General features: G+C 66.5%; 23 protein-coding genes. 7 read left to right on the forward strand and 16 right to left on the reverse strand.

Features of this window, described 5'->3' with window-relative positions:
- Nucleotides 1–3 precede the first annotated feature (3 nt).
- Complete coding sequence (locus ABS52_01875; protein ID ODT04924.1) at nt 4–783, reverse strand: hypothetical protein; 780 nt, start codon at nt 781–783, stop codon at nt 4–6.
- Nucleotides 784–1293: 510 nt separating this feature from the next.
- Between ABS52_01875 and ABS52_01880 the strand changes: the two genes are divergently transcribed.
- From ABS52_01880 to ABS52_01895, 4 genes are all read left to right on the forward strand, one after another.
- Complete coding sequence (locus ABS52_01880; protein ID ODT04925.1) at nt 1294–2427, forward strand: hypothetical protein; 1134 nt, start codon at nt 1294–1296, stop codon at nt 2425–2427.
- Nucleotides 2428–2612: 185 nt separating this feature from the next.
- On the forward strand, nt 2613–5510 hold the full coding sequence (locus ABS52_01885) for a DNA polymerase I (GenBank protein ID ODT04926.1): 2898 nt from the start codon (nt 2613–2615) through the stop codon (nt 5508–5510).
- A gap of 222 nt (nt 5511–5732) precedes the next feature.
- Nucleotides 5733–6116, forward strand: coding sequence for a hypothetical protein (locus ABS52_01890; GenBank protein ID ODT04927.1), 384 nt, complete (start codon nt 5733–5735; stop codon nt 6114–6116).
- A gap of 26 nt (nt 6117–6142) precedes the next feature.
- The gene (locus ABS52_01895) at nt 6143–6448 is read left to right on the forward strand and encodes a hypothetical protein (protein ODT04928.1); all 306 of its coding nucleotides are present in this window, start codon (nt 6143–6145) and stop codon (nt 6446–6448) included.
- 84 nt (nt 6449–6532) lie between these two features.
- Here the strand turns inward: ABS52_01895 and ABS52_01900 are convergent, their stop codons facing one another.
- The gene (locus ABS52_01900; GenBank protein ID ODT04929.1) at nt 6533–7933 is read right to left on the reverse strand and encodes an MFS transporter; all 1401 of its coding nucleotides are present in this window, start codon (nt 7931–7933) and stop codon (nt 6533–6535) included.
- A gap of 90 nt (nt 7934–8023) precedes the next feature.
- Here ABS52_01900 and ABS52_01905 point away from each other — a divergent pair, with 90 nt between their 5' ends.
- On the forward strand, nt 8024–8962 hold the full coding sequence (locus tag ABS52_01905; protein ID ODT04930.1) for a hypothetical protein: 939 nt from the start codon (nt 8024–8026) through the stop codon (nt 8960–8962).
- Nucleotides 8963–8965: 3 nt separating this feature from the next.
- Here ABS52_01905 and ABS52_01910 read toward each other — a convergent pair whose 3' ends face one another.
- The 12 genes from ABS52_01910 to ABS52_01965 form a co-directional block, all read right to left on the reverse strand.
- Nucleotides 8966–9871, reverse strand: coding sequence for a hypothetical protein (locus ABS52_01910; GenBank protein ODT04931.1), 906 nt, complete (start codon nt 9869–9871; stop codon nt 8966–8968).
- The gene (locus ABS52_01915) at nt 9852–10772 is read right to left on the reverse strand and encodes a hypothetical protein (protein ID ODT04932.1); all 921 of its coding nucleotides are present in this window, start codon (nt 10770–10772) and stop codon (nt 9852–9854) included. Before ABS52_01915 ends, ABS52_01910 begins: the two co-directional genes overlap by 20 nt.
- On the reverse strand, nt 10769–11839 hold the full coding sequence (locus ABS52_01920) for a hypothetical protein (protein ID ODT04933.1): 1071 nt from the start codon (nt 11837–11839) through the stop codon (nt 10769–10771). Before ABS52_01920 ends, ABS52_01915 begins: the two co-directional genes overlap by 4 nt.
- 5 nt (nt 11840–11844) lie before the next feature.
- Nucleotides 11845–13398: a hypothetical protein gene (locus ABS52_01925; protein ODT04934.1), complete on the reverse strand. Its 1554-nt coding sequence runs from the start codon at nt 13396–13398 to the stop codon at nt 11845–11847.
- Complete coding sequence (locus tag ABS52_01930) at nt 13395–14168, reverse strand: Nif3-like dinuclear metal center hexameric protein (protein ODT04935.1); 774 nt, start codon at nt 14166–14168, stop codon at nt 13395–13397. Before ABS52_01930 ends, ABS52_01925 begins: the two co-directional genes overlap by 4 nt.
- A 2-nt stretch (nt 14169–14170) precedes the next feature.
- A complete protein-coding gene (locus ABS52_01935) occupies nt 14171–14980 on the reverse strand; it encodes a hypothetical protein (GenBank protein ID ODT04936.1) in 810 nt (269 codons plus the stop codon).
- Nucleotides 14981–15312: 332 nt separating this feature from the next.
- A complete protein-coding gene (locus ABS52_01940) occupies nt 15313–15762 on the reverse strand; it encodes a hypothetical protein (protein ID ODT04937.1) in 450 nt (149 codons plus the stop codon).
- A 22-nt stretch (nt 15763–15784) separates the two neighbouring features.
- Nucleotides 15785–16732 (reverse strand): hypothetical protein, encoded by a 948-nt coding sequence (locus ABS52_01945; protein ODT04938.1) that lies wholly within the window; start codon nt 16730–16732, stop codon nt 15785–15787.
- A gap of 37 nt (nt 16733–16769) precedes the next feature.
- On the reverse strand, nt 16770–17579 hold the full coding sequence (locus tag ABS52_01950; GenBank protein ODT04939.1) for a chromosome partitioning protein ParA: 810 nt from the start codon (nt 17577–17579) through the stop codon (nt 16770–16772).
- A gap of 486 nt (nt 17580–18065) precedes the next feature.
- Complete coding sequence (locus ABS52_01955; protein ID ODT04940.1) at nt 18066–18818, reverse strand: hypothetical protein; 753 nt, start codon at nt 18816–18818, stop codon at nt 18066–18068.
- A 318-nt stretch (nt 18819–19136) separates the two neighbouring features.
- Nucleotides 19137–21155, reverse strand: a complete 2019-nt coding sequence (locus tag ABS52_01960; GenBank protein ODT04941.1) for a hypothetical protein — start codon at nt 21153–21155, stop codon at nt 19137–19139.
- 90 nt (nt 21156–21245) lie between these two features.
- Nucleotides 21246–23180: a tRNA uridine-5-carboxymethylaminomethyl(34) synthesis enzyme MnmG gene (locus ABS52_01965; protein ID ODT04942.1), complete on the reverse strand. Its 1935-nt coding sequence runs from the start codon at nt 23178–23180 to the stop codon at nt 21246–21248.
- A gap of 113 nt (nt 23181–23293) precedes the next feature.
- On the opposite strand from ABS52_01965, the gene ABS52_01970 reads away from it, so the two are divergent.
- Nucleotides 23294–23620 carry a hypothetical protein gene (locus ABS52_01970; GenBank protein ID ODT04943.1) on the forward strand — a complete coding sequence of 109 codons (327 nt, stop codon included), beginning with the start codon at nt 23294–23296 and terminating at the stop codon, nt 23618–23620.
- Here the strand turns inward: ABS52_01970 and ABS52_01975 are convergent.
- Entirely contained in the window at nt 23617–23889 is a 273-nt protein-coding gene (locus ABS52_01975; GenBank protein ODT04944.1) for a hypothetical protein, read from the reverse strand. The two genes, ABS52_01970 and ABS52_01975, sit on opposite strands and share 4 nt — an antisense overlap.
- Nucleotides 23890–23893: 4 nt before the next feature.
- Nucleotides 23894–24922, reverse strand: coding sequence for a hypothetical protein (locus ABS52_01980; protein ID ODT04945.1), 1029 nt, complete (start codon nt 24920–24922; stop codon nt 23894–23896).
- Between the two features lie 267 nt (nt 24923–25189).
- On the opposite strand from ABS52_01980, the gene ABS52_01985 reads away from it, so the two are divergent.
- Nucleotides 25190–25537 carry an arsenate reductase gene (locus ABS52_01985; GenBank protein ID ODT04946.1) on the forward strand — a complete coding sequence of 116 codons (348 nt, stop codon included), beginning with the start codon at nt 25190–25192 and terminating at the stop codon, nt 25535–25537.

Consider the following 25537-nt stretch of genomic DNA (forward strand, 5'->3'; position numbering starts at 1 on the left):
GCGCTAGCGCCGGAAGAGCCCTCGAACCTTGGACAGGAGGCCCGCATCCTCGGTTGGCGCCGTGACCACGAGAAGGGCATCGTGGAGTTCCTTGGCGAAGGTGAGGATGTCGGGATATCGGTCTGTGGGCTGCCGGGAGAGCCCCCTCATGACGATGGCTTCCACCTGCGCGCCGAAATCGAGATTCGGGCGAGCCTTGTTTATGGGGATGGGTGGCTGGGACAGAAGCTGGGTGAACATCTCCCGGGGGCTCTTCGCCAGATACGGATGGGCCCCGGTGAGGAGGAAGTAGGCAATGGTCGCGAGCGAGTACTGGTCCGCGGCGGGGGTCACGAGCTCGCCCGAAAGTGCCTCGGGGGCCACGTACATGAGGGTGCCGACGAAGTACCCTGCCCGGGTAAGGCGCTCGTCCTGTCGGGTGTCCGTTGCGGCTGCGATCCCGAAATCCAGGAGCTTGGTGGCGCCGGAAACGGGATCGTACATGGCGTTGTCGGGTTTCAGATCCCGGTGGACAATGCCGGAGTCATGAGCCGCCTTGACGGCCTCGCCGATGCTCAGGATGATCCGAGCAACCTCCGCACGCGGAAGCGGGGCGTGCTCCTTGGCATATCGCTCGAGGAGCTCTCCCGGCGCCCACTCGATGACGAGGTAGTGAAGGCCATCCGCCACCCCTGTCTCGATGGTGCGAATGACGTTGGGGTGAATGACTCGCTTCCCGAACTCGGCTTCGCGGTTGAATCGAGCGACCGCGGTCTTCTCCAGTCGCAACTTGTCACGGAGCACCTTGAAGGCTACTTGGCCGTTGGTGGGATGCTCTGCGCGGTAGACAACCGAAGTGCCGCCCTCGCCTACGAGGGTCTTGAGCGTGTAGCCGGCGATGGTTCGCCCGACAAGATTCTCTTTGGACACGGCGCCGAACCTAATGGCCGCCGAGAGGGGCAGCAAGCAATATCTGGGATTTGGCCAGGGACGTATCTTCCACTCCTCACCCGCGGGTTGATCCATCCCGCAGCAGGTCCCGGCACCATGCACCGACGTCGTATGCACCAAGTCACGATATCGCTCGTAGCCCTTCTCACGTTGTCGGCGTGCGCCTCGGGCGGTGGGACGCGCACGGCTCCACAGGGCCCGGGAGCCACCCCCCCCGGAGCCGCGGTGAGCACCCGGCGAATCCCGGTTCAACCGGATGTCGTCGCGCTCTATCGCCGGCTCGGATTGCTTGCCGAGGGGGGAGAGACCCCGTTCGTGGGGTCATTGAGCTTCCTGGCTGGTGCCACTCCTGATTCCAGCGTCGTGGTCCTGACTGTCTCGCTGGCGAACCGCGCCCTGAAGTTTGCGCGGGAGGGTGACCAGTATCGCGCCTCCTACAATGTTGGGCTGGAAGTCAAACGTGGGGCGGATGTCGTCCGCGACGTGAACTCGAAGGAGTCGGTGCGCGTGCTGGCGTTCCGCGAGACGCAACGCAGCGACGAAAGCGTACTCTTCCGGCAGATCGTAACGCTGGCACCTGGCATGTACGATATCCGCCTCGTCGTGCGCGACGATTCGGCCAGCCGAGGGAGCGCGATCGAGGCGACGGTAGGCGTGCCGCGATTTGTGGATGGTTCGGTGTCGTCGCCGGTGCCGATCTATGAGGCAGCCCCGAGGGAGTCGCTCGATTCGTTACCTCGATTCGTGGCGACGCCACGCGCCACGGTGGTATTTGGCCGGGATACGATCCTCCCGGTCTATGTGGAAGGCTATGGCAGCGCCGGGGCTTTTCCACTGCGAATGTCGGTGCGGGCGGAGGGGGCAACTGGGACCCTCTGGAGTGATTCGATTTCACTGCCGCGGCGCGGGAATCTGTTTGCCGGGGTGTTCAATGTGCCTATCGCTCGGCTCGGCGTTGGCGTCATGACGATCGGAATCTCGCACCTGGGGAGCGCGGATACGCTGCGAGCGCCACTGTTCGTGGCGTTCGGCGAAGACCTTCCGGTGGCCACGTTCAACGAGATGTTGGACTACCTCCGATACTTCGTCTCCATGAGTCGCCTGAATGCGATGCGGAATGCTGCTCCGGACGCCCGCGCGGCCTTGTGGGCGGCGTTCCTGCGCGAAACCGACCCGGTGCCGCAAACCCCCCAAAATGAGGGATTGCGTGATTATTTCGCGCGAATCGCGCAGGCGAATGCACGGTTCCGTGAGGAAGGGGCAGCCGGTTGGCTGACGGACCGTGGACGGGCGTTTGTGGCCCTTGGTCCGCCCGACCAGATCATCGAGCCGAACCTGGCCGACCTGAACCAGCGTGGGAGGTCGCAGGTCTGGGAGTACCGGCAGCACCGCCTGCAGATCGTGTTCATCGACCAGACGGGATTTGGTCGATGGCGGATGACGATGAGTTCGGAGACGGAATTCGAATCCGTGGTGCGGCGGGTCCTTCCGCAGTGAGCCGGAGACGAGTGATGGAAGGAAGTGAGCTTGCAGACCGCCTGTCGCGTTCGACAGGCGGTCTTGTCGTCCCGGGTTCTCTCATGCCGAGAGGATTGTCACTAGAGTTGTCCATCAACCCCGGCCAGTCGGCGATGCTACCGCTGCTACCGGGACTCGATTCGCCCCCTCACTGAGCAGCTGCTGTGCCTCCAGTCTCTTCAGCCTCACCTCCGTCCTCGCCGACGTTGTTCCTGGTCGACGGCTACGCGTTGATCTACCGGGCGTTCTTCGCGCTGCTCTCACGCCCCCTGACTACCGCGCGCGGTGAGAACACATCGGCTGCGTGGGGAGTGGTGAACTTCCTGCAGCGGCTCATGACCAAGCATCGCCCCGACTATATCGGGTGGGTGCATGATTCCGGGCTGTCCTTTCGGCATGAGAAGTACCCCGCGTACAAGGCGACGCGGGAGAAGCTCACCGAGGAACTGCAGGCAGACTTCGACACGGGCGTCGAGCGGATCACCCAGCTTCTGGCGGCGTTCCGGGTTCCGATACTCGCGGTAGATGGGTTCGAGGCCGATGATGTGATTGGGACCCTGGCTGCGCAGGGGGTGGAGCGGGGGCTGAACGTCGTCATCGTCTCGGGCGACAAGGATTTCCAGCAGTTGGTGCGTCCGGGTGTCTGGCTCCTCAACCCTGGACGAGGAGGGCCGGCGTCCGTGGACGAGCAGTGGGTTGGCATGGAGAACGCGGGCGAGCGGCTTGGCGTCGCGCCGGCGTTCGTGACCGACTTCCTGGCCCTGGTCGGGGATTCGTCCGATAACGTTCCCGGGGTGCCCGGGATCGGAGAGAAGACCGCCAAGGAGCTGGTCGACGAGTACGGCAATCTGGAGTCGATCCTCGATCACGCCTCCGAGGTGAGGAAGAAGCGGCCGCGGGAGGCACTCTTGGCGCACCCGGAGCAGGCGCGGCTGTCGAAGGATTTAGTAACTATTCGAGACAATGTTCCGATCGCGCTCGAACTCGAATCACTGGAGCGGCAGCAGCCGGATGCCACGCAGCTGCGGCAGTTGTACACGGAGCTCGAATTCACTTCGCTGATCCGGGACCTGGAAAGTCAGGAGCCGATCGAGCGCGAGCCGCGGCAGGATACGCGGTATACCGTGGTCGACACGCCGGCTGGGGTGGAAGCGTTGGTGAAGCGCATTCGGGAGGTGGGGCGATTCGCGTTCGATACGGAAACGGTCGCGGAGCCGGGAAGCCCGTCCAAGATCGACCCGCTGCGCGCATCCCTGGTCTCCATCTCGGTGGCGCTCGATGCCGGGGAGGCATACTACCTCCCGCTGGCTCACCGATCATGGGAGTCGGCGCAGGGGAGTCTGTCGCTGGGTGGTGGAGCGGGAGTGCACGGCGGGAGTGGTGGGGCGAATCGCGGTCCGGGGGGCGACAGCATTGCCGCGCGGGCACTCGCCGCGGGGGCCACCCCGGTGCGGAATCTCCCGCCCCTGTCGAGCGATGCGATGCAGCCGCTGCGTGACGTTCTGGCGGATCCAGCGATTGCGAAGATCGGCCAGAACATGAAGTTCGACATCCTCGTCCTGAGGAACGCAGGGATCGCGGTGGGTGGAGCGGAGTTCGATACGATGCTTGCCAGCTACGTGCTGGACCCGGGGCGGCGCTCGCATTCGCTCGACGTGCTCGCTTTCGAGTTCCTCGAGCATGCAATGACGTCGTACGAAGCCCTCTGCGGGAGGGGGAAGCAGGAGTTGCCGTTCGATGTCGTGCCGATAGGGCCGGCGCGAGATTACTCCTGCGAGGATGCGGACATGACGTGGCGCCTGCGCACGGTGTTCGAGCCGCAGGTCGAGGGCGCGGGAATGTCGGCGCTGTTCCGCGACATCGAGATGCCGCTCGTCGACGTTCTGGTGGAAATGGAGTGGCAGGGCGTGTCGATCGACGTGGAATGGTTTCGGTCGCTGAAGGCGCGGTTCCAGCGCGAGCGTGAACGGGTGGAGGAAGAGATCTACGCCGCGGCCGGGGAGCGGTTCAACATCAACTCGAATCCGCAGCTGCGGACCGTCTTGTTCGAGCGGTTGCAACTGCCGGTCAAGAAGCGAACCGCAACGGGTGCGTCGACCGACGCCAGCGTGCTGCAGGAGCTCGCCGACGAGGGACACGTCCTGCCCACGCTGCTCATGGAGTACCGCGAGCTCGCCAAGCTCGAGTCGACGTACCTGGATACACTCCCCGCGTTGATCCATCCTCGCGATGGGCGGCTGCACACGTCGTACAACCAGACGGTGGCCGCGACGGGGCGGCTGTCGTCGAGCGATCCCAACCTCCAGAACATCCCCATTCGCCGCGAGCTTGGCCGCGATATCAGGCGGGGATTCGTGCCGCAACGGGGATGGAAGTTCGTTGGCGCGGACTACTCGCAGGTCGAACTGCGTCTCCTGGCCCACCTGTCGCACGACGAGGCCTTCGTTCGCGCATTCAAGGCCGGAGGCGACATCCACAAGGAGACCGCTGCGATCATCTTCGGCGTTGACGTCGAGGCGGTCACGCCGGAGATGCGGGCGCGCGCCAAGACGATCAACTTCGCGACAATCTATGGACAGGGGGCACATGCCCTGTCGCGGCAGCTGAAGATCTCCAACGGCGAGGCGCGGGACTTCATCGCCACGTACTTCGAGCGGTTCCGCGGGGTGCGTGCCTACCTGGATTCGATGGTGGAAATCGCCAGGACCAGGGGATATGTGGAGACGATCTTTCATCGCCGGCGCTACATCCCGGAGCTGAAAGACCGGAACTTCAACATTCGCGCCTTTGGCGAGCGGGTGGCGACCAACGCCCCGATCCAGGGGTCCGCGGCGGACCTGATCAAGATCGCGATGATTCGGATACACCGGGCCCTGACCCGGGAGGGAATGGCGAGCCGGATGCTGCTGCAGGTACACGACGAGCTGGTGTTCGAAGCGCCCCCAGACGAGGTGGATTCGCTGTCGAGATTGGTAAAGTCGGAGATGGAATCGGCCGCCGACCTGGACGTTCCGCTCCTCGTCGAGCTGGGGGTCGGGGACAACTGGCTGGATACCAAGTGAGTGTGACGGTCATCGCTCCCTCGCCTTGCATCCTGCGCCAGGTCAGGCGAATCGAGGGGCGATCAGGGGTGTGCGTGACCTCACACGGTGATGCTAAGTCTATGTGATACATACCCTTGGTCTGGATCGGGCACGGCGGCCCCGGCATTGCCTTGTCGGGGGAGAGCCGAACCCCCCTCCGGGGCTGTTCCTGATGGAGTGCACGCGAGCTGAGGTGCGCAGATGCGCATGCGACGAAGCGGATTCACCTTGATCGAACTCCTGATCGTAGTCGTGATCATTGGTGTTCTGGCAGCCATTGCCATTCCAAAGTTCCAGAACACCAAGGGCAAGGCCAACCTGGCGGCGTTGAAGTCCGATCTTCGCAACCTGGCCACGGCGCAGGAGGCGTACTTCTACCAGAACTCGACGTATACCTCGAACCTGGCAGCGCTCAACCTGCAGCCCTCGCCCGGGGTGACGTTCACCTTCGGGACGGCCAACGCCGCGGGTTGGTCCGCGAGCGTGACACACCCGCAGGCCTTCCCGATCACCTGCGCCCTGTTCATGGGTGGTGCTCCCGCCTTGGCGCCAGCCGTGGTGGAAGGACTCATCAACTGCCAGTAGGGAGTGCGTTATTGTTCGGGGCTGGCATGACCGAGCCCATCGTCGAATACCTCCTCTACATCGAGTTCGAGCGCCGTCGCGAGGGGATGATCCACGCGATGGACGGTGGCTTGTGGCTGCATCGGCACGTGTGGAAGGGGCGAGCCATGGCCCATCTGGTCTCGACCGATCGGGATCGACTGCTGGCCTATGGGCGCGCAGTGGGACTTCCTGAAGAGCGGCTCCAGTACAAGCCCCTGAAGGATCCGCGCACGACCGAACGCCGTGAGGCGTGGCACTGGGATCTCGTGGGTGTGTTCCTCCCGCCGAGACGATCAGGAGGGGAGGGGTGAGGGTGCCCGCCCGCTCCTTGTTCGGGAGCGCGATCACGCCCTTCGTCAGCCCCCCCTCGCCCCCCTCGCCCCCCTCGGTCCTCCTCAGCCGCTGAGCGGGCTGGCGTCGGGCCGAACGAGGTTACGCTCTGCGTCTCGTGCCATTCTGCGCCCCTCGGCAACGTCGACGCGCGAGAGAATTGCCGCTCCCACGATGAAGAAGCCGATGACGCCGAGGACCGCGAGTCGGCTCTTTCCGGTGGCGGCGATCGTGATCGAGAAGAGAAGCGGACCGAAGACCGACGAGAACTTCTCGAAGACGGAGAAAAAGCCGAAATACTCCCCCGACTTGTGTGCGGGAATGAGTGTGGCAAAGAGCGACCGGGAGAGCGCCTGGGTACCGCCCTGTACCATGCCGACGAGGAAGGCCAGGAAGAAGAAATCGCGCGATGACTGCATGAAGTAGCCGACGATGCTGATCCCGGTGTACGCGGCAAGGCCCAGGAAGATCGCCGTCTTGGTACCGATACGGCCCGCCAGCATTCCGAACAGGAAGGCGAACGGGATGCCGACGAACTGGACGATGAGTATGGCAATCGTGAGGTGGCCGGCGGGGATCCGCAGCTCGGTGGCGTAGCCGGTGGCCATACGGATGATGGTCTGGATGCCATCGTTGTAGATGAGGAACGCCAGCAGCATCAGGAAGGCTTGCTTGTAGGAGCGCAGTTCGCGCACCGTTTCGCCCATGCGGCGGAACGGTGTGATGAGGAGGCTGCGTCCTAGCGTTTCATCGGGCTCGAGCGTCCTGGCGGGCTCGCGGACGTGACGGAAGAGCGGGATCGAGAAGAGGAGCCACCACACGGAAACCGACAGGAACGCCAGTCGCACCGGGAGTGTCTTCTGCGCCGGCGTGAGGTTCTCGCCATGAGGGAGACCGAAGGCCTGCGGCGCCAGGATCCAGGCGGCGTTGAGGGCGAGGAGAACGCCCCCCCCGACATAGCCTAACGCGTAGCCTGCGCTGGAGACCCGGTCCATCTCGTCCGTGCGGCACAGATGGGGGAGGAGCGCCTCGTAGAAGACGACGCTCGCGGTGGCCCCGATGGTCGCGAGGACGTAGAGCCAGGAGGCCAGGACCCACTCCCCGGTGTCGATGAAGAACATGGCTGCACAGGCTGCGGCGCCAAGTAGCATGAAGACGGCCAGCATGCGCTTCTTGGCGGCGGCCACGTCGGAAATGGCGCCGAGGACGGGCGAGATCACGGCGACGATGACCGAGGCAATGACGTTGGCGTTGGCCCAGGCCTGGAGTCGCTGGTTCTCCGGGAGCGTCGCGGCGGCGACGCTGACGAAGAAGATCTGGAAGACCGCGACCTGTATGGTGGTCTGGAACGATGACACGGCCCAGTCATACATCGCCCAGGCGCGCAGGTCGGGGCGGTTCAGGCCCAGTCGGCCGAGCAGGGTGAGCCTCGCGTCCGGTGGGAAGGTGGCGGCGTTGGGGGTCATCGGGGCGAGGCTTCCGGGTGGGGATGCCTGGGGCGAGGGTCAGTTGACGCCGCGGAGGACGCGCGCAGATTTCGCCGCATGAGCGGTCGAGTGGCGCGCCAGGTGGCGATCGGGATGTTGCTGGTGGTTGGCGTCGCCTGCGAGCGGGCGCCGCTGCCGGCGGGCAAGGATACCGCCACGGGTTCGCCCCCGCCACCGGCAACAACGGAGAGCGCCGAGGTGGGCATGGAAGCGGCGTGGGATTCGTCGGCGGGGCCGGTCTTCCTCACCATCGGTCCCAATGCGGGCGTGGCCGCCGTGGTGTTCCCGGCCCTCCCGCCCGATGCCGAGGTGGACGGATCGAAGCTGGATCCCGGATTTCTCAAAGGTTCATCGTTCGAGCTATTTGCCGATGGACGAGTGGTGAGCGAGGCGACGGTCCGTGCCATCGTTCCCGTGGAGGCGCCGGAGGAGTGCACGGGCTGGCCGCTGGTGCAGCTGGCGGGAATGGGCGCGGACAGCGCCGGACGGAACTGGGCGGTGGGGTTCGTGAAGGGACGTGTCGCACCGGTCGCCTACGACTCGATCGTCGCCCTGGCATCCGCCGACTCGTCCAGGCTCGCGATGGACGTCGCGCGGATCGCCTCGAGCGTACCCGGCGACACAGTCGCCGAGATGGTCGGCCTCCCCTATCAAGTACGGCGTGCCTATCGATTCACCGCCGCGCCGGGGGTCGATGCGCTCGTGGCCGAGGTGCTCCGCATGCTCAACCAGGAGGCGAATCCCAAACAGGAGCACCTGTTCATCATCGCCGAACGCGACAGCGCGAGTCGCGGACGATACGAGATTGCCTACTCCGAGCGTGCAGCTGGCGGCGAGGAGGTGCTCGAGTCGAGCGAGGTGCTCACGATCGCGCGGACGGTGCCACGGGGCGGGGTCGTCATGCTCCTTGCCCGGTACCTGGGGGATGGCGTCGTGTATTCGCTCTTCGAGCGGTCCGGAGTACGCCGCTGGCGTCTCCGCTGGAACAGCCCCTACGTGGGCTGCTGAGGGTCAGGCGGGCGAGGCCACGCGCCCTCGCTCGGCGGCAGGGAGGCGCAGGGTAAGCGCCACCACCTCGGGAGGCGCACCGAATCGCAACGGGACCTGCGCCCCGACCCCCCTCGTGACGAAGAGGGGCGCATGGGGATTGGCCACCCAGCCGGACGGCTGCCCGGGGGGACAGAGGCTGGAGCGTGTGACGGGCGCACCGATCCACGGCAGAACCACCTGCCCTCCGTGCGTGTGCCCGGCGAGCACGAAGCGTACGGCGGGAAACTGGCAATGCTGCGTCGCGTCGGGATGGTGCGACAGTACGATGGTTGGTGTGTCTTCGGCGAGAAGGGCGGCCACCTTTGCGGCGTCGATCTCGCCCTCCTCGAAGTCATCCACCCCCACGACTCGCAGTGACCCGCTGGTCGAGGGGAGCTCGAGCGCCTCTCCACGAAGGACCCGGATGCCGAGCCTCTGGAGCCACTCGATGGTCTCGCCCCCGCTGGCGTAGTAGTCGTGGTTGCCGATCACGGCAACGACGCCGTCGCGCGCGCGAAGCTGCTGCAGGACCGGTCCCAGTTGCTCGAAGGTCCGACGGTACCAGCGCCGCGACAGGGCGGGTGCGAACCACTCGGAGGTTCCATAGTCGCCGAGGAGAGCGACGAGATGAGGCGCGTGCGAGTTCGCGAGTGCCACGGCGCGGCGCGCGCGCGAGATCGGCTGCTGTGGTCCGTGATGAAAGTCCCCGAGGACGGCGATCCGGTACTTATCGAAGGCGACGGGAAGGCCCGGGACTTCGACGTCGAGAACCGTCAGCTGCACATCCGACGGCGCCACGACGACGGCGTGCCAGATGAAGGCCGCGAGTGCCGCTGTCGCGGCAAGGGCGAGGAGCGCCAACACGACGTCAGGGAGGGCCCAGTTCACGCTGGCCGAGCGCGGCCGGGGGACGTACGCCAGACGTGCCGCTCGCCAGCACGACGAGCGTCAGGACGTAGGGAAAGGCCAGGAACAACTGGTAGGGGAGCTGGGTGCCCGTGGACTGGAGGAGGAACTGGAGCGCACTGGCGCCTCCGAACAACAGGGCGGCGAGGGCAACACCGAGCGGGTGCCAGCGTCCGAGCGCCACGATCGCGATCGCGATGAAGCCACGCCCGGCCGACATTCCCTCGGTGAAGGTCCCGACCTGTGCGAGGACGAGCGTGGCTCCCGCCAGGCCGCCAAGCGCTCCCGCTGCCAGGACCGCGCCCCCCTGCACCCGTGTCGCGTTGATGCCCGCCGCCTGTGCCGCCTCTGGGTTCTCCCCCACCGCACGCAGCCCGAGCCCGGCGTGAGTCCTGTAGAGGAACCACCAGGTGGCCAGGGTGAGGAGGTAAAGGGCGTAGGTGATCGGTGGCTGCCGGAACAAGGCTGGACCGAGTACGGGGATGTCGCTGAGCAAGGGCACGGGCAGTGGCCCCATGGTCGCGGCATGAAGGGCGGCGCCCGTGGTGCCGAATGTCGCGCGGTACAGCGCGGCGGTGAGCCCCAGGGCACCAAGCGTGACCGCGGTGCCCGTGATGATCTGATCGGCGCGCAGCCACACGACGAACAGTGCGAAGACGAGTGCGGCACCCACACCGGCGCCCATCCCGGACAGCATCCCTCCCACCACGCCGCCGCCCTGGGCGCCGACCACCGCCCCGAGGCAACCGCAGATGATGACGCCTTCGAGACCGACGTTGATGACTCCCGAGCGTTCGGCGATCGACTCGCCCAGTGCTGCGAGCGCCAACGGTGTGGCGGTGCGGATGGTGGCCTCGAGGAATGGCGTGACGATGTCCGTCATGCGCCCGCCTCACCGGCCGCGCGTCGCTTGCGCGAGAGCACGGCGCCGGCAGCCACAATCGCCAGAATGATGAGCGCCTCGACGACGCTCACTATCACGAGGGGGACGCCGGCGTCACGCTGCATCTCGGCGGCACCCGCCTCGAGCGCTCCAAGAAAGACGCCGCTGGCGAGGACGAGCCCCGGATGCAGCCCTGCCAGAAGGGCGACCGCGATGGCCGTGTAGCCGAAGCCCGGCGAAAGGTTCTCGTAGAGCGCATACGTCACCCCGCTGAGCTCGATCCCTCCGGCCAGCCCAGCCAGCGCTCCACTCAGCAGGAAGACACGCGTGCTCACGGACGGGACATCGACGAGTCCCGCGCTCGTGGCGGCTGCGGGACTTGCGCCGACGACACGCAGGCGGAAGCCGGCGGCGCGCTGGCGGATGACGTACCACGCGGCCAGCGACGCGACGACTGCGATGGCGAATCCCACGTGAAGGCGCGTGCCGGGGATCAGAACGGGGAGCTGCGCCTCGGGCGGGATCGCCGGTGACTGCGGGTAGATGCGGGAGGGCTCCTGAAGCGGACCGCGCACAAGGTAGCCGACGGCGTAGAGGGCGACGAAGTTCATCATGATCGTGCTGATTACCTCGAGCACCCCGAATCGCCGTCGCAGCCAGGCGGGTATTGCGGCCCAGACCGCCCCCCCGACTGCAGCGGCCGGGAGCCCAACGAGCGGCGTGAAGATGCCTAACGTCGTTCCCCACGCCAGCGCCACGGCTGCGCCTGCCGTGGCGCCCGCGAGGAGCTGCCCCTCTGCTCCGATGTTGAGGATTCCCCCCCGAAAGGCGATCGCCACGGCAAGTCCGGTGAGGACGAGCGGGGTGGCGCGCACGAGGGTGGCCGAGAAGACGGCGTACGAACTACCGGCGGCGCCCCGCACGAGGGCGCCGAAGGCGGGAGCGACAGGGAAGCCGCTGGCTGCCAGGATCGCAGCCACAATGCCCACGACGATCAGCGCCATGAGCGAGGCGAGCAGGATGGGGCTGACGAGGGAATGGAGTCGATGTCGCTCCCGTGGATCCATGAGCCTCACCGGGGCGCTGCCGCGTCGGTCGACACGTCGGCCGGATGCGGACGTGTGACAGCGCCGAGCATTGCGCGCCCCACGCTCTCGCGGGTGGGCGATTCGATGTCGTACACACGTCCGCCATGCACCACCACGATGCGATCGGCGATGGCCAGGACTTCATCGAGGTCGCTGGAGTAGAAAACGACAGCAGTCCCTCGATCTCGTGCAGACCGAAGTCGCGCTTGCACGGCCGTCGTGGCGCGAATGTCGAGGCCCCGCGTTGGATTCTCGGCGACCAGCATGGAGGGCTGGGTGCTGAGCTCCCGCCCGAGGATGAGCTTCTGCTGGTTTCCTCCCGAGAGCTCCCGTGCGCGTGCCTGCGGTCCCGGAGCGCGAACGTCGAACTCGATGAGCAGTTCCTCGGTGGCCGCGCGGAGGTCATTCCACGGCATGCGCCCCCGACGCCGGCCAAGATCCAGGAGGGCGACGTTCTCGACCAATGTCATGCCGAGGACGAGGGCGTCGCGGTGCCGGTCCTCGGGGATGAAGGCGACCAACTCGGGCAGCGCGACAGCGCCCTCGGTCGGCGCGCGGCGTCCTGCCAGGAGCCGGAGCAGCTCGTGCTGGCCGGAACCTTCCACGGCGGCAACGCCGACGATCTCGCCGCTGTGCACGTCGAGCGTGACATCGTCCAGGTGGCGACGACCCTGCGGGCCATGGATCGCGACATGGCGGAGCGAGGCGATGACCGCGCGCGGCGTCATCGCCCCTGACGGACGAGCTTCGCGCAGGGGACGAGGCTCCCCTTCAGTGTATCCGACGCCGGCTCCCCACGCGGATGCAACAACGCCCGGAACGGCCGCGGGGTCGGCTCCGATGAGCGCGGCGACGAGCCCAGACTCCTGGACGCTGCTGGTCGGTCCCGAAAGGATCGTCGCGCCCCGGCGAAGAACCGTGATGTCGTCGGCGACGGCCAGTGCCTCGCGCAACTTGTGGGTGATGAGGACGACGGAGTTGCCCTCGTCACGAAAACGGCCGACCCAGCGGAATAGCTCGTCCGCTTCCTGGGGTGGGAGGACGGCGGTTGGCTCGTCGAGGATCAGGATCCGGGCGTTGCGCGACAGGGCCTTGACGATCTCGAGGCGCTGTTGCGCCCCCACGGGAAGTGACGCCGCGCGCGCCTCGGGATCGAGGACGAGTCCGGTTGTCGCTCCCACCGTCCTCACCCTGGCGGCCGCGGCGGCCGCATCGTAGCGGCCGCGCATGCCTAACGCGACGTTCTCCGCCACGGTCATGCTGGGCACGAGGGCGAAGTGCTGGTGCACCATGCCGATGCCGCGGGAGATGGCGTCGGCGCTGGAGTGGAAGGAAACTTCCTCCCCCAGCACGTGCATACGCCCCGAGTCGGGACGGCACGCGCCGAACGCCACGCGCATCAGGGTGGTCTTGCCGGCGCCATTCTCGCCGAGCAGCGCGTGGACCGTTCCGCGGCGGAGGGTGAACGAGGCGTCGCTGAGCGCCTCGATCGAACCGAAACGCTTCGAGATCCCCGTGAGCTCGAGCGCGGCGGTCACGACCCCGTGGGGAGGTGCAGGAACTCGGCGGGGAGGGAATAGTGCTGGCCCACGGTCTCGGCCAGGGCGCGAACGCCGAGTGTCTCGGTGGCGTAGTGGCCGGCGTAGATGATGACGAGCCCTGCCTCGGGGGCGTCGACCGTCGTGTGGTGAGGCCCCTCGCCGACGATCAGCGTATCGATGTCACGCGCCTGGGCGTCCCGGATCTCCTTGGCGCCCGCACCAGCACCCGTTACCACCGCCCAACGGCGAGTGCGACGCCCCTGCTCCATCCAGCTGGCGCGTGCATGCCCTCCGAGCGACGCCGCAAATCGATCGGCTCGCGTAACGAGATCGGCGGTCGGGAGGTCCGACGTCCCGGCGACACCGATGGCGACACCCTCATACGTGCCGAAGCGCTCGGTGGGGTCGAGCGCCAAGGCCCGCGCGAACTGGGCATTGTTGCCGAGGGTCATGTGTGCGTCGAGGGGGAGGTGCGAGGCGTAGACCGCGATATCGTGGTGCATCAGGCGATGGAGTCGCTCGTAGGCGGCGCCGGTGATGTGTCGTGCGCCTCCCCAGAACATGCCGTGATGCACGATGAGCAGGTTCGCTCCGGCGGCGATCGTGGCGTCGATGGTCCGTGCCGAGAAGTCCACCGCCGCCGCGACGCGCCTGACGGGACCGCGGTGATCCAGCTGCAATCCGTTGAGTGCGCCCGGGTAATCGGGAAAGGCTCGAGATTCGAGGCGCTCGTCCAGGAAAGCAGCGATGTCAGCGGCGCGAGGCATCGTCAGGGCGTGGGCGGTAGGGGGCGTCCGGGGGGGATGACGATCGCTCCGGTGGCGATGGCCGTGCGGACGGAATCGAGGGCGCGCCGTGCCGCGGGCGGAATCCTCGACTCGAGTGTGGGGTTCAGCTCGAGGCGCACGGCGTCGGCGCTGGAACCCATCGCAACCACTCGAGGCGTGAAGGTGCCGGCTGCGATCTCGCGTGCGACGGTCAGGAACGCGTGCGGAACGTCGACGACCACGCTTCCGATCGTGACCTCGGGGGCGACCGCGTTCTGGTTGGCGTTGGAACCGAAGATCAGGGCCTTTCCCGATTCGCGCGCGGCCTGGAAGACGCCGAGCCCTGCGGCATCGGCATTCTGGAAGATGACGTCGGCACCACGTGCAATCTGGGCGAGGGCCTGCTCCTTCCCCGTGCTCGCGTCTTCCCACGAGCCGACGTACGAGACGAGGACCCGAACGGACGGGTTGATCGACTTGGCGCCCCTGGTGAAGGCGTCGAACGAATCCCTGACGGGTGGAAGTTCGGTTCCGCCGATGGCGCCGATGATGTTCGTGTGAGTCATGGCACCGGCGAGGACGCCCGCCAGGTACGATGGCTCCTCGAAGGCAAAGCGGATACCCGCGAGGTTGGGGCCGCTGCTGTTTCCGGAGGTGGTGATGAAGATCGACTTGGGGAACTCGGGAGCCACGCGGGCAGCCGCATCCTGGAACTCGAAGCCGTGGCCGAAGATGATGCGGTAGCCCTGCGCGCCGTACTGCCGAAAGTTCTCCTCGAACTCGGCTGGAGTACGGGTCTGGATGTGGCTCACGGAGGCGCCGAGGGAATCGCGAATGCGGAGAAGTCCCGCATAGGCAGCGGCGTTCCACGACTGGTCTGAAACCGGCCCCGGAGTGAGGAGAGCGACCTTGAGGCTCGCTTCGGTGTTTCCTGGGGACGGGTGTTCCTTCTCTGGCGTCGCCCGGTTGCAGGCGCTGGCGATCAAGGAGAGAAGGACAATGTGGACAGCTGTGGAGAAGCGGGAGAATGACACGACGATATGCTCAGTAAGTGATTCGGAAATAATGAGTTACGTCGATGTCGACAAGTGTGGAGCGTTCTGCACACTTGCTCCCTGCGCTGGAGGTTGGCCGCGCTCGAAGGTCACCCGTCTTGGAGCGAACCGGAGCCCTGCTCGGTGATTCCTGCGGCAGCAATGCGTGCAACCTGCGGTTGGTCGCCCATCCTCACGGTACCGTTGATGGTACCTCCCTCGAAGACAACGATGCTCTTTGTATGGATGTCGCCTTCGACGGTCGAAGTTCCCTGAATCTCGACTCGCTCGCTGGCCACGACCGTGCCGACGACGGTGCCGCCGAGGACGGCATCCACCGCGTAGATGTCGCCGTGGACGGAGCCCGACTTGCCCAGCAGGAGCTGGCGAGCGCCGCGGACCGAGCCTTCGATGGATCCCTCGACCTTGATGACGCCGCTGCTCTCGACGTCGCCGACGATGCGCATCCCGCTGCCGATGACCGACATGGAGGGTTCGGCGTTGGGGGGATCGAGGCGGGTGACCGGACGATCGGAGGCGGGCTTGTTGAAGATGGCCATGACTGGTTCGCGGAGAAGGACGTTAGGCGTCGTCGAGCGGGCGTCCGAGGATGAGTTCGAGGAGGCGCTGCAGGTCGTCGGCGGAATAGAAGCGAACGCTGATCTCGCCGTTGGAGTCGCCCTCGAGGTGGATGCGAACGTCAGTTTGCAGGTGCCGGCGAAGAAGCTCGGTGAGGCGGCGCACCTCGGCCGAATGTTGGTCCCGCCCACGCTCCGTCGTGGGGCGAGTTCCCTTCTGGGGTCCTTCGGTGGGGCGGGCCGCCTGTGCGATTCGCTCGGCTTCGCGAACCGAGAGCCCGCGCTCGACGACCTGACGGGCGGTTTCGATCATGAGACGCTCGTTGGGCATGGCGAGGAGGGCGCGCGCGTGGCCTAACGAGATCTGCCCGTCGCGGAGGAGGCGCTTGATGCCGTCGGGGAGCTGGAGGACGCGCAGGAGGTTGGCGACGGTCGACCGGTCCTTGCCAACGGCATCCGCGACCTGTTGCTGCGTGAGGGAGAACTCCTCGATCAGTCGCTGGAAGCCCAGCGCTTCGTCGAGCGGATTGAGGTCAGCGCGTTGGAGGTTCTCGATGAGCGCGAGGGTGAGCATCTCGCGGTCGTCGAGGGCCTTGACGATGGCGGGGATCTCGGTCCAGCCCAGGCGGGAGGCCGCCCGGAAGCGTCGTTCGCCGGCGACGAGTTCGTAGGCTCCATCGGGGCGCGATCGCACGGTCACCGGTTGCAGGAGGCCACTGGCGCGGATGGAATTCTCGAGGTCGACGAGTTCTTCCGGCTTGAAGTCGCGCCGGGGCTGGAAGGGGTTGGGGCGTATCTGGGCGATGGGGACGGATCGGAGCGGTGAGGCACTACCGGCGCCGGTGTCGGGTGGTGAGGCGGGTGCGGTGTGGCTTCCGGCTCCTGCGATGAGGGCTTCGAGACCGCGTCCGAGGCGGCGAGGTTTGTCAGTCACGGGGCCGTTCGTGGTCATGTGGAAAAGCTGGCGTCGACGGGTTGCAAACGTCTGTTCACGCGCTAGCGTCCTCGGCCGCTGCCGGAGCGGAAACGGGCGTTCCCAATCGTCTGATAAGTTCCTTCGCCGCATTGAGATATGCAGTCGATCCGACCGACCCTACGTCGTAGACGATGATGGGCTTGCCGAAACTCGGTGCTTCGGCCAGACGAACGTTTCGAGGAATGACTGCTTCAAAGACCTGCGGGCCGAAATACTCTCGTGCGTCGGCAGCCACCTGGCGGGATAGGTTGAGGCGCGCGTCGTACATCGTGAGCAGGACGCCGTCGATCGCGAGGCGATCGTTCAACTGCCGTTGCACCAACTGAATGGTATTCAAGAGCTGGCTGAGCCCTTCCAGGGCGAAGTACTCGCACTGGAGCGGGATGAGAACTCCGTCGGCTGTCACGAGCATGTTGACCGTGATCAGGCCGAGCGACGGGGGACAGTCGATCAGGATGAAGTCGTACTGGTCCCTGACCTGATCGAGCGCTCGGCGCATCGCGTGCTCCCGATCTTCGACATCGACGAGTTCCACTTCGGCCGCGGCAAGGTCGGCCGTTGCAGGGACCAGATCCAGCTTTCTGAACTGCACCTCGCGAAGTATGGCGTCGCTTGTCGGCGCGAGGTCGAGAAGGGCGTCGTATGTCGTTCTGTGAAGGTTGGCGCGCTCAATTCCAAGCCCACTGGTCGCGTTCCCTTGAGGGTCGGCGTCGACCAGGAGCGTTCGCTGCTCGGCTGCGGCGAGAGCGGCCGCCAGATTCACAGCAGTTGTGGTCTTGCCTACGCCACCCTTCTGGTTGGCTACAGCGATGATTCTGGCCACGGCGTGGGAGTTCGGGATGCGTCTCAGGGTGTCTGGCGGATGGGGGGCGGAATATCGCCTTCCAGGCGACCCGTTGCCAGCGTTGTTTCACGTGAAACGAAGATCCGCTCGGCCGACGGTCGGCCACTGCCCGACTGTGAGCTCGAACTCCGCTATCCTGGGCGCCGAACGCGACTGTTTCACGTGAAACAGCGAGGGGGACCGAGAGCGTTGCACGGCACCGGCGTATGGGCCGACCGTCCCCTCCCCTCCCCTCCCCACGAGACAAGCACTCCCCGGTCCGGACGCAGGCGGTCGGGGATCTGACACTGCGGGTGCGGGCGCGGCAAGCGTGCCTGTGCCCGGATTGGTGCACGACCGAAGGCAGGGGTCCGCACGAGCCAATCATAAGAAGCGCCGATGCATCGATGGCATCGGCGCTCCCGCAAAGAAGAAGATCCTCGGACCGGGTACTCCCGGGTCCTCCCGGGCACTCCGCGCGACCGACTACTCCCTCTGGAGAAACGCCCAACGGGCAGTGACCGAGACGGTGATCTTCTGCTCTCCCAGGCTGATCGGTGTCTCGGGAGCGCCCTCCATCGCGCGCGCGGCGAAGGCGACGTCGTACATCGGACGTGGGGTGCCGGCATCACTCGCGGCGATCTCCAGTGGCAAGCCGATGGCTCCCCCGGCAGCGCTTGCCATTACCTCAGCGTCGGCACGCGCCTTCGTGACAGCGCTTCGCAGCGCGATTCGGCGCACCTCCTCGAACTTCGTGCTGTAGTAACGGAGACCGCCAATGCTGTTGGCGCCCCCGCCGAGAGCGGCGTCGATAATCCCACCCAGCTGGTCGATCCTGTGCACGTCGACCACGATGCTGTTCCGGGCGATATAGCCGATCAACTTGCGCTGGCCACCATCGAAGCGCTCCTCGGGGCCGACGGAGTACCCCGACGTCGTGACCTGCTCGGCGCGGACTCCCTTCGCACGAACCGCCGCGATCACGGCTGATTGCCGCCGCGCATTCTCGACACCCGCTTCCGCAGCCGTGGAAGCGCGCGTCTCTACAGCGAAAGAAATCGATGCGCGGTCCGGAATGATCGTCGCTTCGCCGACGGCGGTGGTGACGATCTGGGGCACGGTCCCGGAGGGCACTGCCTGACCGTACAGTGACACGGGCACCGCGAGCGGGGTCAGCGCAAAGAGAAGCGCGCGACCGAGGCGGTCAAGACCGGGAAAAGCCAACTCAACCCGAGGCATATTAAGTCTCCTAGTGATACTATATATCTTTGCCAACGATGTTCGGGTCATCCACACGACCTTCCCCATCGGCACGGCACGAGGCCACGCGACACGATCCTACACGGCGTGGCGGAGCCGATGGTGCAGCATCATGCACCATCCAAGACGTCAGCGCGAGTTTGTACCCCGGGCAATGGCAGTGATCCGGCGAGCCGAGCACCGGCAGCAACCGAGCCCCTGGTCGTTCCCACCCGCTGCGTGATCCTGATGGCCGCGAGCCATGAGATTGGGCGCCACGCGAGGAGGGACGCCGAGATCTGGAAGGATGCGGTGACGCTACTCGCTCGCTGCGGCGCTGCTTGGAGGCGACCAGCGCCAGGCCTTGGCCAGCGAGTCCGGTCGCAGGCGCTCGAGCACCAGCGGCGCTCCGATCTCGCTGGACTCGGCGCGGAGCAGGTACAAGGGGCGTCCGGGATACTGGCGAAGCAGGAGTGTGTCACGCGCATGCAAGTCGCGGGCAAAGATGTTGCTGCCCGGCGCCTGGGCCAGAACCGAGGTGCCGATCGTGAACCCGGCGCGATCCTCTGCAATGCGGTCGGCGCAGTCCCCGACGTATCGTGCGCCAGGAAGGGAGCGCAGGGTACGGTCTGGGGAGATGACATCCTTCTCGAGGCGTGCCGAGTCGCCAGTGAGGCGCTGCAGCTGTCGGTACGCCGCGGAATCACGGACTCCAGCCGTCTCGAGCTCGGCAATGGCGCGATCGAGCGTGCAGGCGTCGACCGTGCGGTAGAGGGACTCCGTCTCGCTCCGGGGAACGCCGAGTCCCCACATGCGCGCGATGAGCTGTGAGCCCCACGCTTCACGGACGAGGACGATTGCGCCGCGCACGCCGGAACGCTCCGCGAATTCGCCGAGGTCGACCCGCATCGAACGGAAGCCGTTCCGGTAGACGGCGGCGCGATGCGGAATCGTCATGGTCGCGCCCAGCACGAGCGCACTGACCACCGCGAAGCCGACGAACTTGTGCAGTTCGCCGCGGGAGGGGAATCGCTCGCGCACCGCTGCCGGGAAGCGAGCACTGAACAAGGCGAGGGCCGGTGCCAGCACCAGGAAGAAGCGAGGCCCGAGGAAGACGCCATCGCCCCAATACGCGAAGTACAGCGCCACGATGAGCGACGCAGTCCAGAGCAGGTATCGATCGAAACGCTCGACACGGCGCGTGAGTGCGAGCGCCGCGGCTGGCGCCAGCAGCGATGGTGCCGGGAGTTCGAACAGGTTCGACTGCAGGCGCAAGAAGTAGAGGTTGATCAACTCCACGCCACGTGCCGGCGTGTGGGGCTCGCCCCACGGCGACTTGTGGAAGCCCAAGGCATGGCTCTTCCCCCACAGCACTTCGTAGGGGAAGATCAGGGGACTTCCCGTGGTCTGGGCGTTGTACCACAGGACGCCTGCAATCGGGAGCGCGATGGCGACACCCGCGGCGACGAGTTCTGGCAGGCGCGACGGACGCCGAATGGTACGCCATAGCATCCACAGTCCCGCCGGTAGCGCAAAGGCGATGGCGTCGAGCGGGCGAATCGCCGCGGCAATGCCGAGCGCTCCCCCACATAGGGCCCCCCACCCCGGATGCGCGTCCTCGTCCGCCGTCTGACGGGTGAGTGCGTACATGGCGACGAGCAACGAGGTCAGGAGCGGCACGTGGTTCATGTGCGAACCGGACAGGAACGCCACGAACGGCGAGAACGCAAAGAGGAGCGTCGCAGCGAGGGCGATGGCGGGACGAGATTCGATGCGCCGGACGAGTCCCCAGAAGACGACCGCCGAAACGGCACCGAAGACCGGGCCGACAATCCACGGCGCGCCGGTCATCACTGCCGGGAGCATGAGCAGCGATCCGCCCGGCGGAAAGTGCGTGTAGTACTTTCCCCCGAAGTCGATGACGTGGAGGGCGCTGAAGAACTCCGGATGCAGGGGCGGGTCGAGCCACAGGCGCCCCTGGGCGAAGATCCGGGCCTGAAAGAGCTGCCCGATCTCGTCGATGAGGAGTGGGCGACCGGAGAGCACCAGGAGCGCGATGGCCACGTACGCGGCGAGCGCGGTGGCAAGGAGGACCATGCCCGTGCGCCGCGGGTGTGCGTGTCCCCACCGCACCAGGGGGTCGAGAGCGCCCGTGCGCCAGAGCGGGATGCGCCTGGAAAGGATGGTGAGGACGATCGCGCAGCCGACGGTGATCGCGGCGCCGTTCAGCCATTCGCTCAGGTACTGGTCGTACCCCTCGAATTCGTGCCCGCCCGTGATCCAGTTGGCCAACGGGACGAATCCGAAGACCAGGATCACGAGCGCAGCGGATCGCATCGCCGCAATTGTCAGTTTGGAAGCCGGCACTCGATCCGGCGGTGTCTCGTCAGGCATGGGCGTCGGGTTCGCCCCGGGAAGGGCGCAGCCTCAAGACGCCTCGCCCGTACTCCCGGCAACCCGCCGATGCCGCTCGACCTCGAGGACGAGGTTCTGCAAGTCGCTTGGGGACACGCCCGGGATGCGAGCGGCCTGGGCCAGTGAACGCGGCCTCCGCTCGGCGAACTTCTGCCGCGCCTCGAACGCGATGGACTGCATGGACTCGTAAGGCAGGTCGACATCCAGCGTGAAGCTCCCCATCCGGCGCAGCTTGTCGGCCTGCACGCGTTCGCGCTCGAAGTATCCTGCGTACTTGATCTGGAGCTCGGTCGTGACGACGGCGTCGAACGCGAGCCCGCTGCCAACCCCCGCCAGCTCGAAGAGCTCGTGCAACTGCACATCCTGACGGCGCGCGAGCTCGGTGATCTTGACCGAGTGTGGGATGGGAGCACTGCCGACCTGCGCCAGGCGTTCGTTGACCTGCTCCGGGCGAATACTCGTTTCCGCCGCGAGACGCGATGCGGCGTCCTCGTGCGCCAGCCGTTCGGCGATGACCTCGTCCTCGCGGGCGGTAAACAGGCCGAGCGCCTGGCCGAGGGGGGCGAGGCGGCGGAGGGCGTTGTCCTGGCGAACCGTGAGACGGAATTCGGAGCGCGACGTGAAAAGGCGGTATGGTTCGTCCACGCCGCGATGGACGAGGTCATCGACGAGCACACCGATGTACGAGGTCTCCCTTCCAGGGCAGAACGGCGGGCGCCCGCAGGCGGCGAGCGCGGCGTTGATCCCCGCGACGACCCCCTGCCCTGCGGCCTCCTCGTAGCCGGTGGTGCCATTGATCTGGCCAGCGAAGTAGAGCCCGGGAATGGCGCGCACTTGAAGCGAGGCGTCGAGCTGGGTCGGTGGGAAGTAGTCGTACTCGATCGCGTAGCCAGCCCGCGTCATCCGAACCTGCTCCAGACCGGGGATGGTCCGAAGGATGTCGAGCTGCACGGGAGCAGGGAGCGACGTGGACATTCCGTTCACGTACAGCTCCGAGGTGTCGTGACCCTCCGGCTCGAGGAAGATCTGGTGCCGCTCTGCGGCCGGGAACTTCACGACCTTGTCCTCGACCGAGGGGCAGTAGCGCGGGCCGCGCGACGCGATCGCGCCTCCGTACATTGCGGAGCTGCGAATGTTGTCCTGGATCAGGCGCTTTCCTTTCTCCCCGAGAAAGGTGATCCAGCAATCGAGCTGTTCTGGGTGCCGAGTGACGCTATTCTGTCGTCTTGCTGTTTCCCAGAAGTGTGACCAAGAGTAGTCGAATGCCTCGACTTCGCTCCCCTGCCGCTCGAGGGCCGCGAGGTTCACGCTTCGTCCGTCAACCCGAGGCGGCGTCCCGGTCTTGAAGCGCGCGACCTCGAGCCCTGCGCGTTCGAGCTGCTCGGCGAGATGCAGGGCCGGCGCCTCGCCCGCGCGCCCGCCCGCGATGCGGGTCTCGGTGCCGATGTGAATCCGTCCGCGGAGGAAGGTTCCGGCGGTGATGACAACCGCCTTGGCGCCAAAACGACGTCCCTCCAGGGTTTCGACGCCGAACACCGTGCGTCCCGTGTCGTCCATGAGGAGACGGGCGACCGTTCCCTGGATGGTATGCAGTCGCGCGTGTTGTTCGAGCAGTGATCGCACCGCGCGCCGGTAGAGGCCGCGGTCGCACTGGGCGCGAGGGGCCCAGACTGCGGCTCCCTTGCCGCGATTGAGCATACGGAACTGGAGCATGGCCAGATCGGTGGCCCGCGCCATAATTCCCCCCAGCGCGTCGACCTCGCGCACGACCGTCCCCTTGGCCACGCCGCCAATGGCCGGATTGCACGACATCTGTCCGATCGTCTCGAGTGCGCTCGTGACGAGGGCGACGGACGCGCCGGCGCGAGCTGCCGCGACCGCCGCCTCGGTACCGGCGTGTCCGGCGCCGACGACGATGACATCGAAATCGTGCTCGTTGCTCGACATGGGAGGGGGAAACTAACGGAACCCGGCCTTACTCGTACCGGAGGGTCGCATTAGAGTGCCAGACGGCCCTGCTCGGACCGAGCCGATAGGAACCAGGGTCTTCACCCGGGCGGTTGATCCGCTCGACCGACTCCTTCTTTCCCATGCCCATCTTCCTCCCCGCCGGTCGTCCGACCCTCCTGATCCGCAAGCCGGCGTTCGAGCGGAGCGGGATCACGCGTCACGCCCTGGACGAGCGACTCGGGCTGACGGCGGACGAGTTTCGCGTCGAGAATGAGCTGGTGTGTCTCGGGCCGATCGCGGAGGAGGACGCGATGCAGGCGGTGATCGCGGAGCTCGAGGGGGCGGGGCTGACGTACTTCGAGGACTTCTTCGAGCTGTCGGGAAACTGGCCGGAGTGGCTCGCGATCCACGTGATGGGCTTGCGCGGCAGCGCCTAACGCCTACCCGAGAGATGCCCCGACGACGTCGGCTCGGAGACGTCGCCACGCCTGAGCAATCCGTGCCATCCGCAGGAGAGGCACCAGCTCTTGCGCAAGTGCGGAACGACGCGGTCGAAGACGACCCACTCCATCCAGAGCGTCGGGTGATCGCAGTTCGGGCAGCGATCGCCGCATGGGAGGGTGAGAAAGAATCCCACGGTCGCGACGATGAAGAGGAAGACGAAGATCCCCACGAAGATCGCCACGAAGGCTTGCGCGTCGGACACGTGACTATGCGGTAGACGACGGGAGAACGTGGTGCCGCTGCGCGGGGCCACCGTCTGATCCTAACTCCGTGCGCGGGTACGCTCCATGGCGTTCGTCGGGGAGTGGCCCGCTGGCGGCGAGCTGAGCCGTGCCGAAATCGATGATCCGGCGCTCGACATAGTAGGAGGCGTGGGCCGGGCTGCGTCCCTCCACGAAGCCGACGTGACCTCCGCGCGGCGGGAATTCCACGTGGAGGGCGGCGTTTCCCTCCGCGATGCGACGGACGTCATCGAGAACCTCGGGGGGGTGAAAGGGATCGTCGCGGGCACTGAGCAGCAGGGTGGGGACCCTGATGCGATGCAGGTAGCGGATGGACGACGACCGGAAGTAGTAGTCCGCCGCGTCGATGAAGCCGTGCACGACGGAGGTGAAGGCGTCATCGAAGGACCACAGCGTGTCGGCAGCGGCGACGCGCACGGGGTCGGCGATGCCGGGGTGTTGCGCGATCTTGTCGAGGGCCTTGGCCCTGAGCGTTCGCAGGAAGTTGCGGGCGTAGAGCCGTGTGAAACCGCGATCGATGTGGGCGGAGGAACGCGCGAGGTCGTAGGGCGCGGACACGGCGATGGCGGCGGCGACCCGCCCCTGCAGCGCCTCGCCATGCTCTCCAAGCCACTTGAGGAGGACGTTGCCGCCTAACGAGATGCCGGCGAGCACGAGGGGGGCACCGGGGCGCTCTTCGGCCAGCCGACGGACCACGAAATCGAGATCGGTGGTCTCGCCCGAGTGATACGACCGTGGCGTTCGATTGAGCTCGCCGTTGCAGGTACGGAAGAGGAGTAGATTGGCCTGCCACCCGCCCTCCCTGGCGGCGCGGAGGGTGCCCGTCGCGTAATGAGAGCGAATCGATCCCTCCAGACCGTGCAGGAGGAGGAAGATTGGCGACCTGTCAGGCGCTGGGGCACGAATGACATCCAGCACGTCGCCGTCGGGCGTGTCCCACCGCTCGACGCGTGCGTCGATGGCCCGGGGGCGGCGGAAGAACTTCCCCCACACGGTGGTGAGATGCGGCCCGGGGAGCCACCACGCCGGGAGAAACGGCCGGGGAGGGCGGGACGCGGGCGCTGGGTCGGGAAACGCGGTGTCCGGCGGCATGGGACGAACGGACGGAAAGCGTGCGGGCGAGGCGGAAGCCACGCAAGGCGGGGGGCGCGCGGGGCCCGCGGTGGATCACGGTTACCAAGCCTCCACGCCGTGTCGGGAGTTCCCGCGATGCCGCATCTGGCTGGAGGAGCGCCCCATGGCCCTGTTAGACTCCACCTCATGATGGAAGTGCAGATCTTCGGCACGAGGAAGAGCGCGGACACTCGCAAGGCCCTGCGGTTCTTTGCCGAGCGGCGCGTCAAGACACACTTCGTGGACCTGAACGAGCGAGCGGCAGCGCTCGGCGAGTTGAGGCGTTTCGCCCAGAAGTTCGGGGTGGAGGCGCTGATCGATCGTGACTCGAAGCGCTTCCAGGAACTGGGGCTTGGGGTGGCGCGCTACTCGGACGACCGCTGGCTGGAGAAGCTGGCCGACGAGCCGATGATGCTTCGCGTCCCGCTGACCCGCTACCAGCACAAGCTGACCATCGGCCTGGCCGAATCGACGTGGAAGGAGTGGGTGGCCTGA

Source organism: Gemmatimonadetes bacterium SCN 70-22 (assembly GCA_001724275.1).
Lineage (GTDB): Bacteria > Gemmatimonadota > Gemmatimonadetes > Gemmatimonadales > Gemmatimonadaceae > SCN-70-22.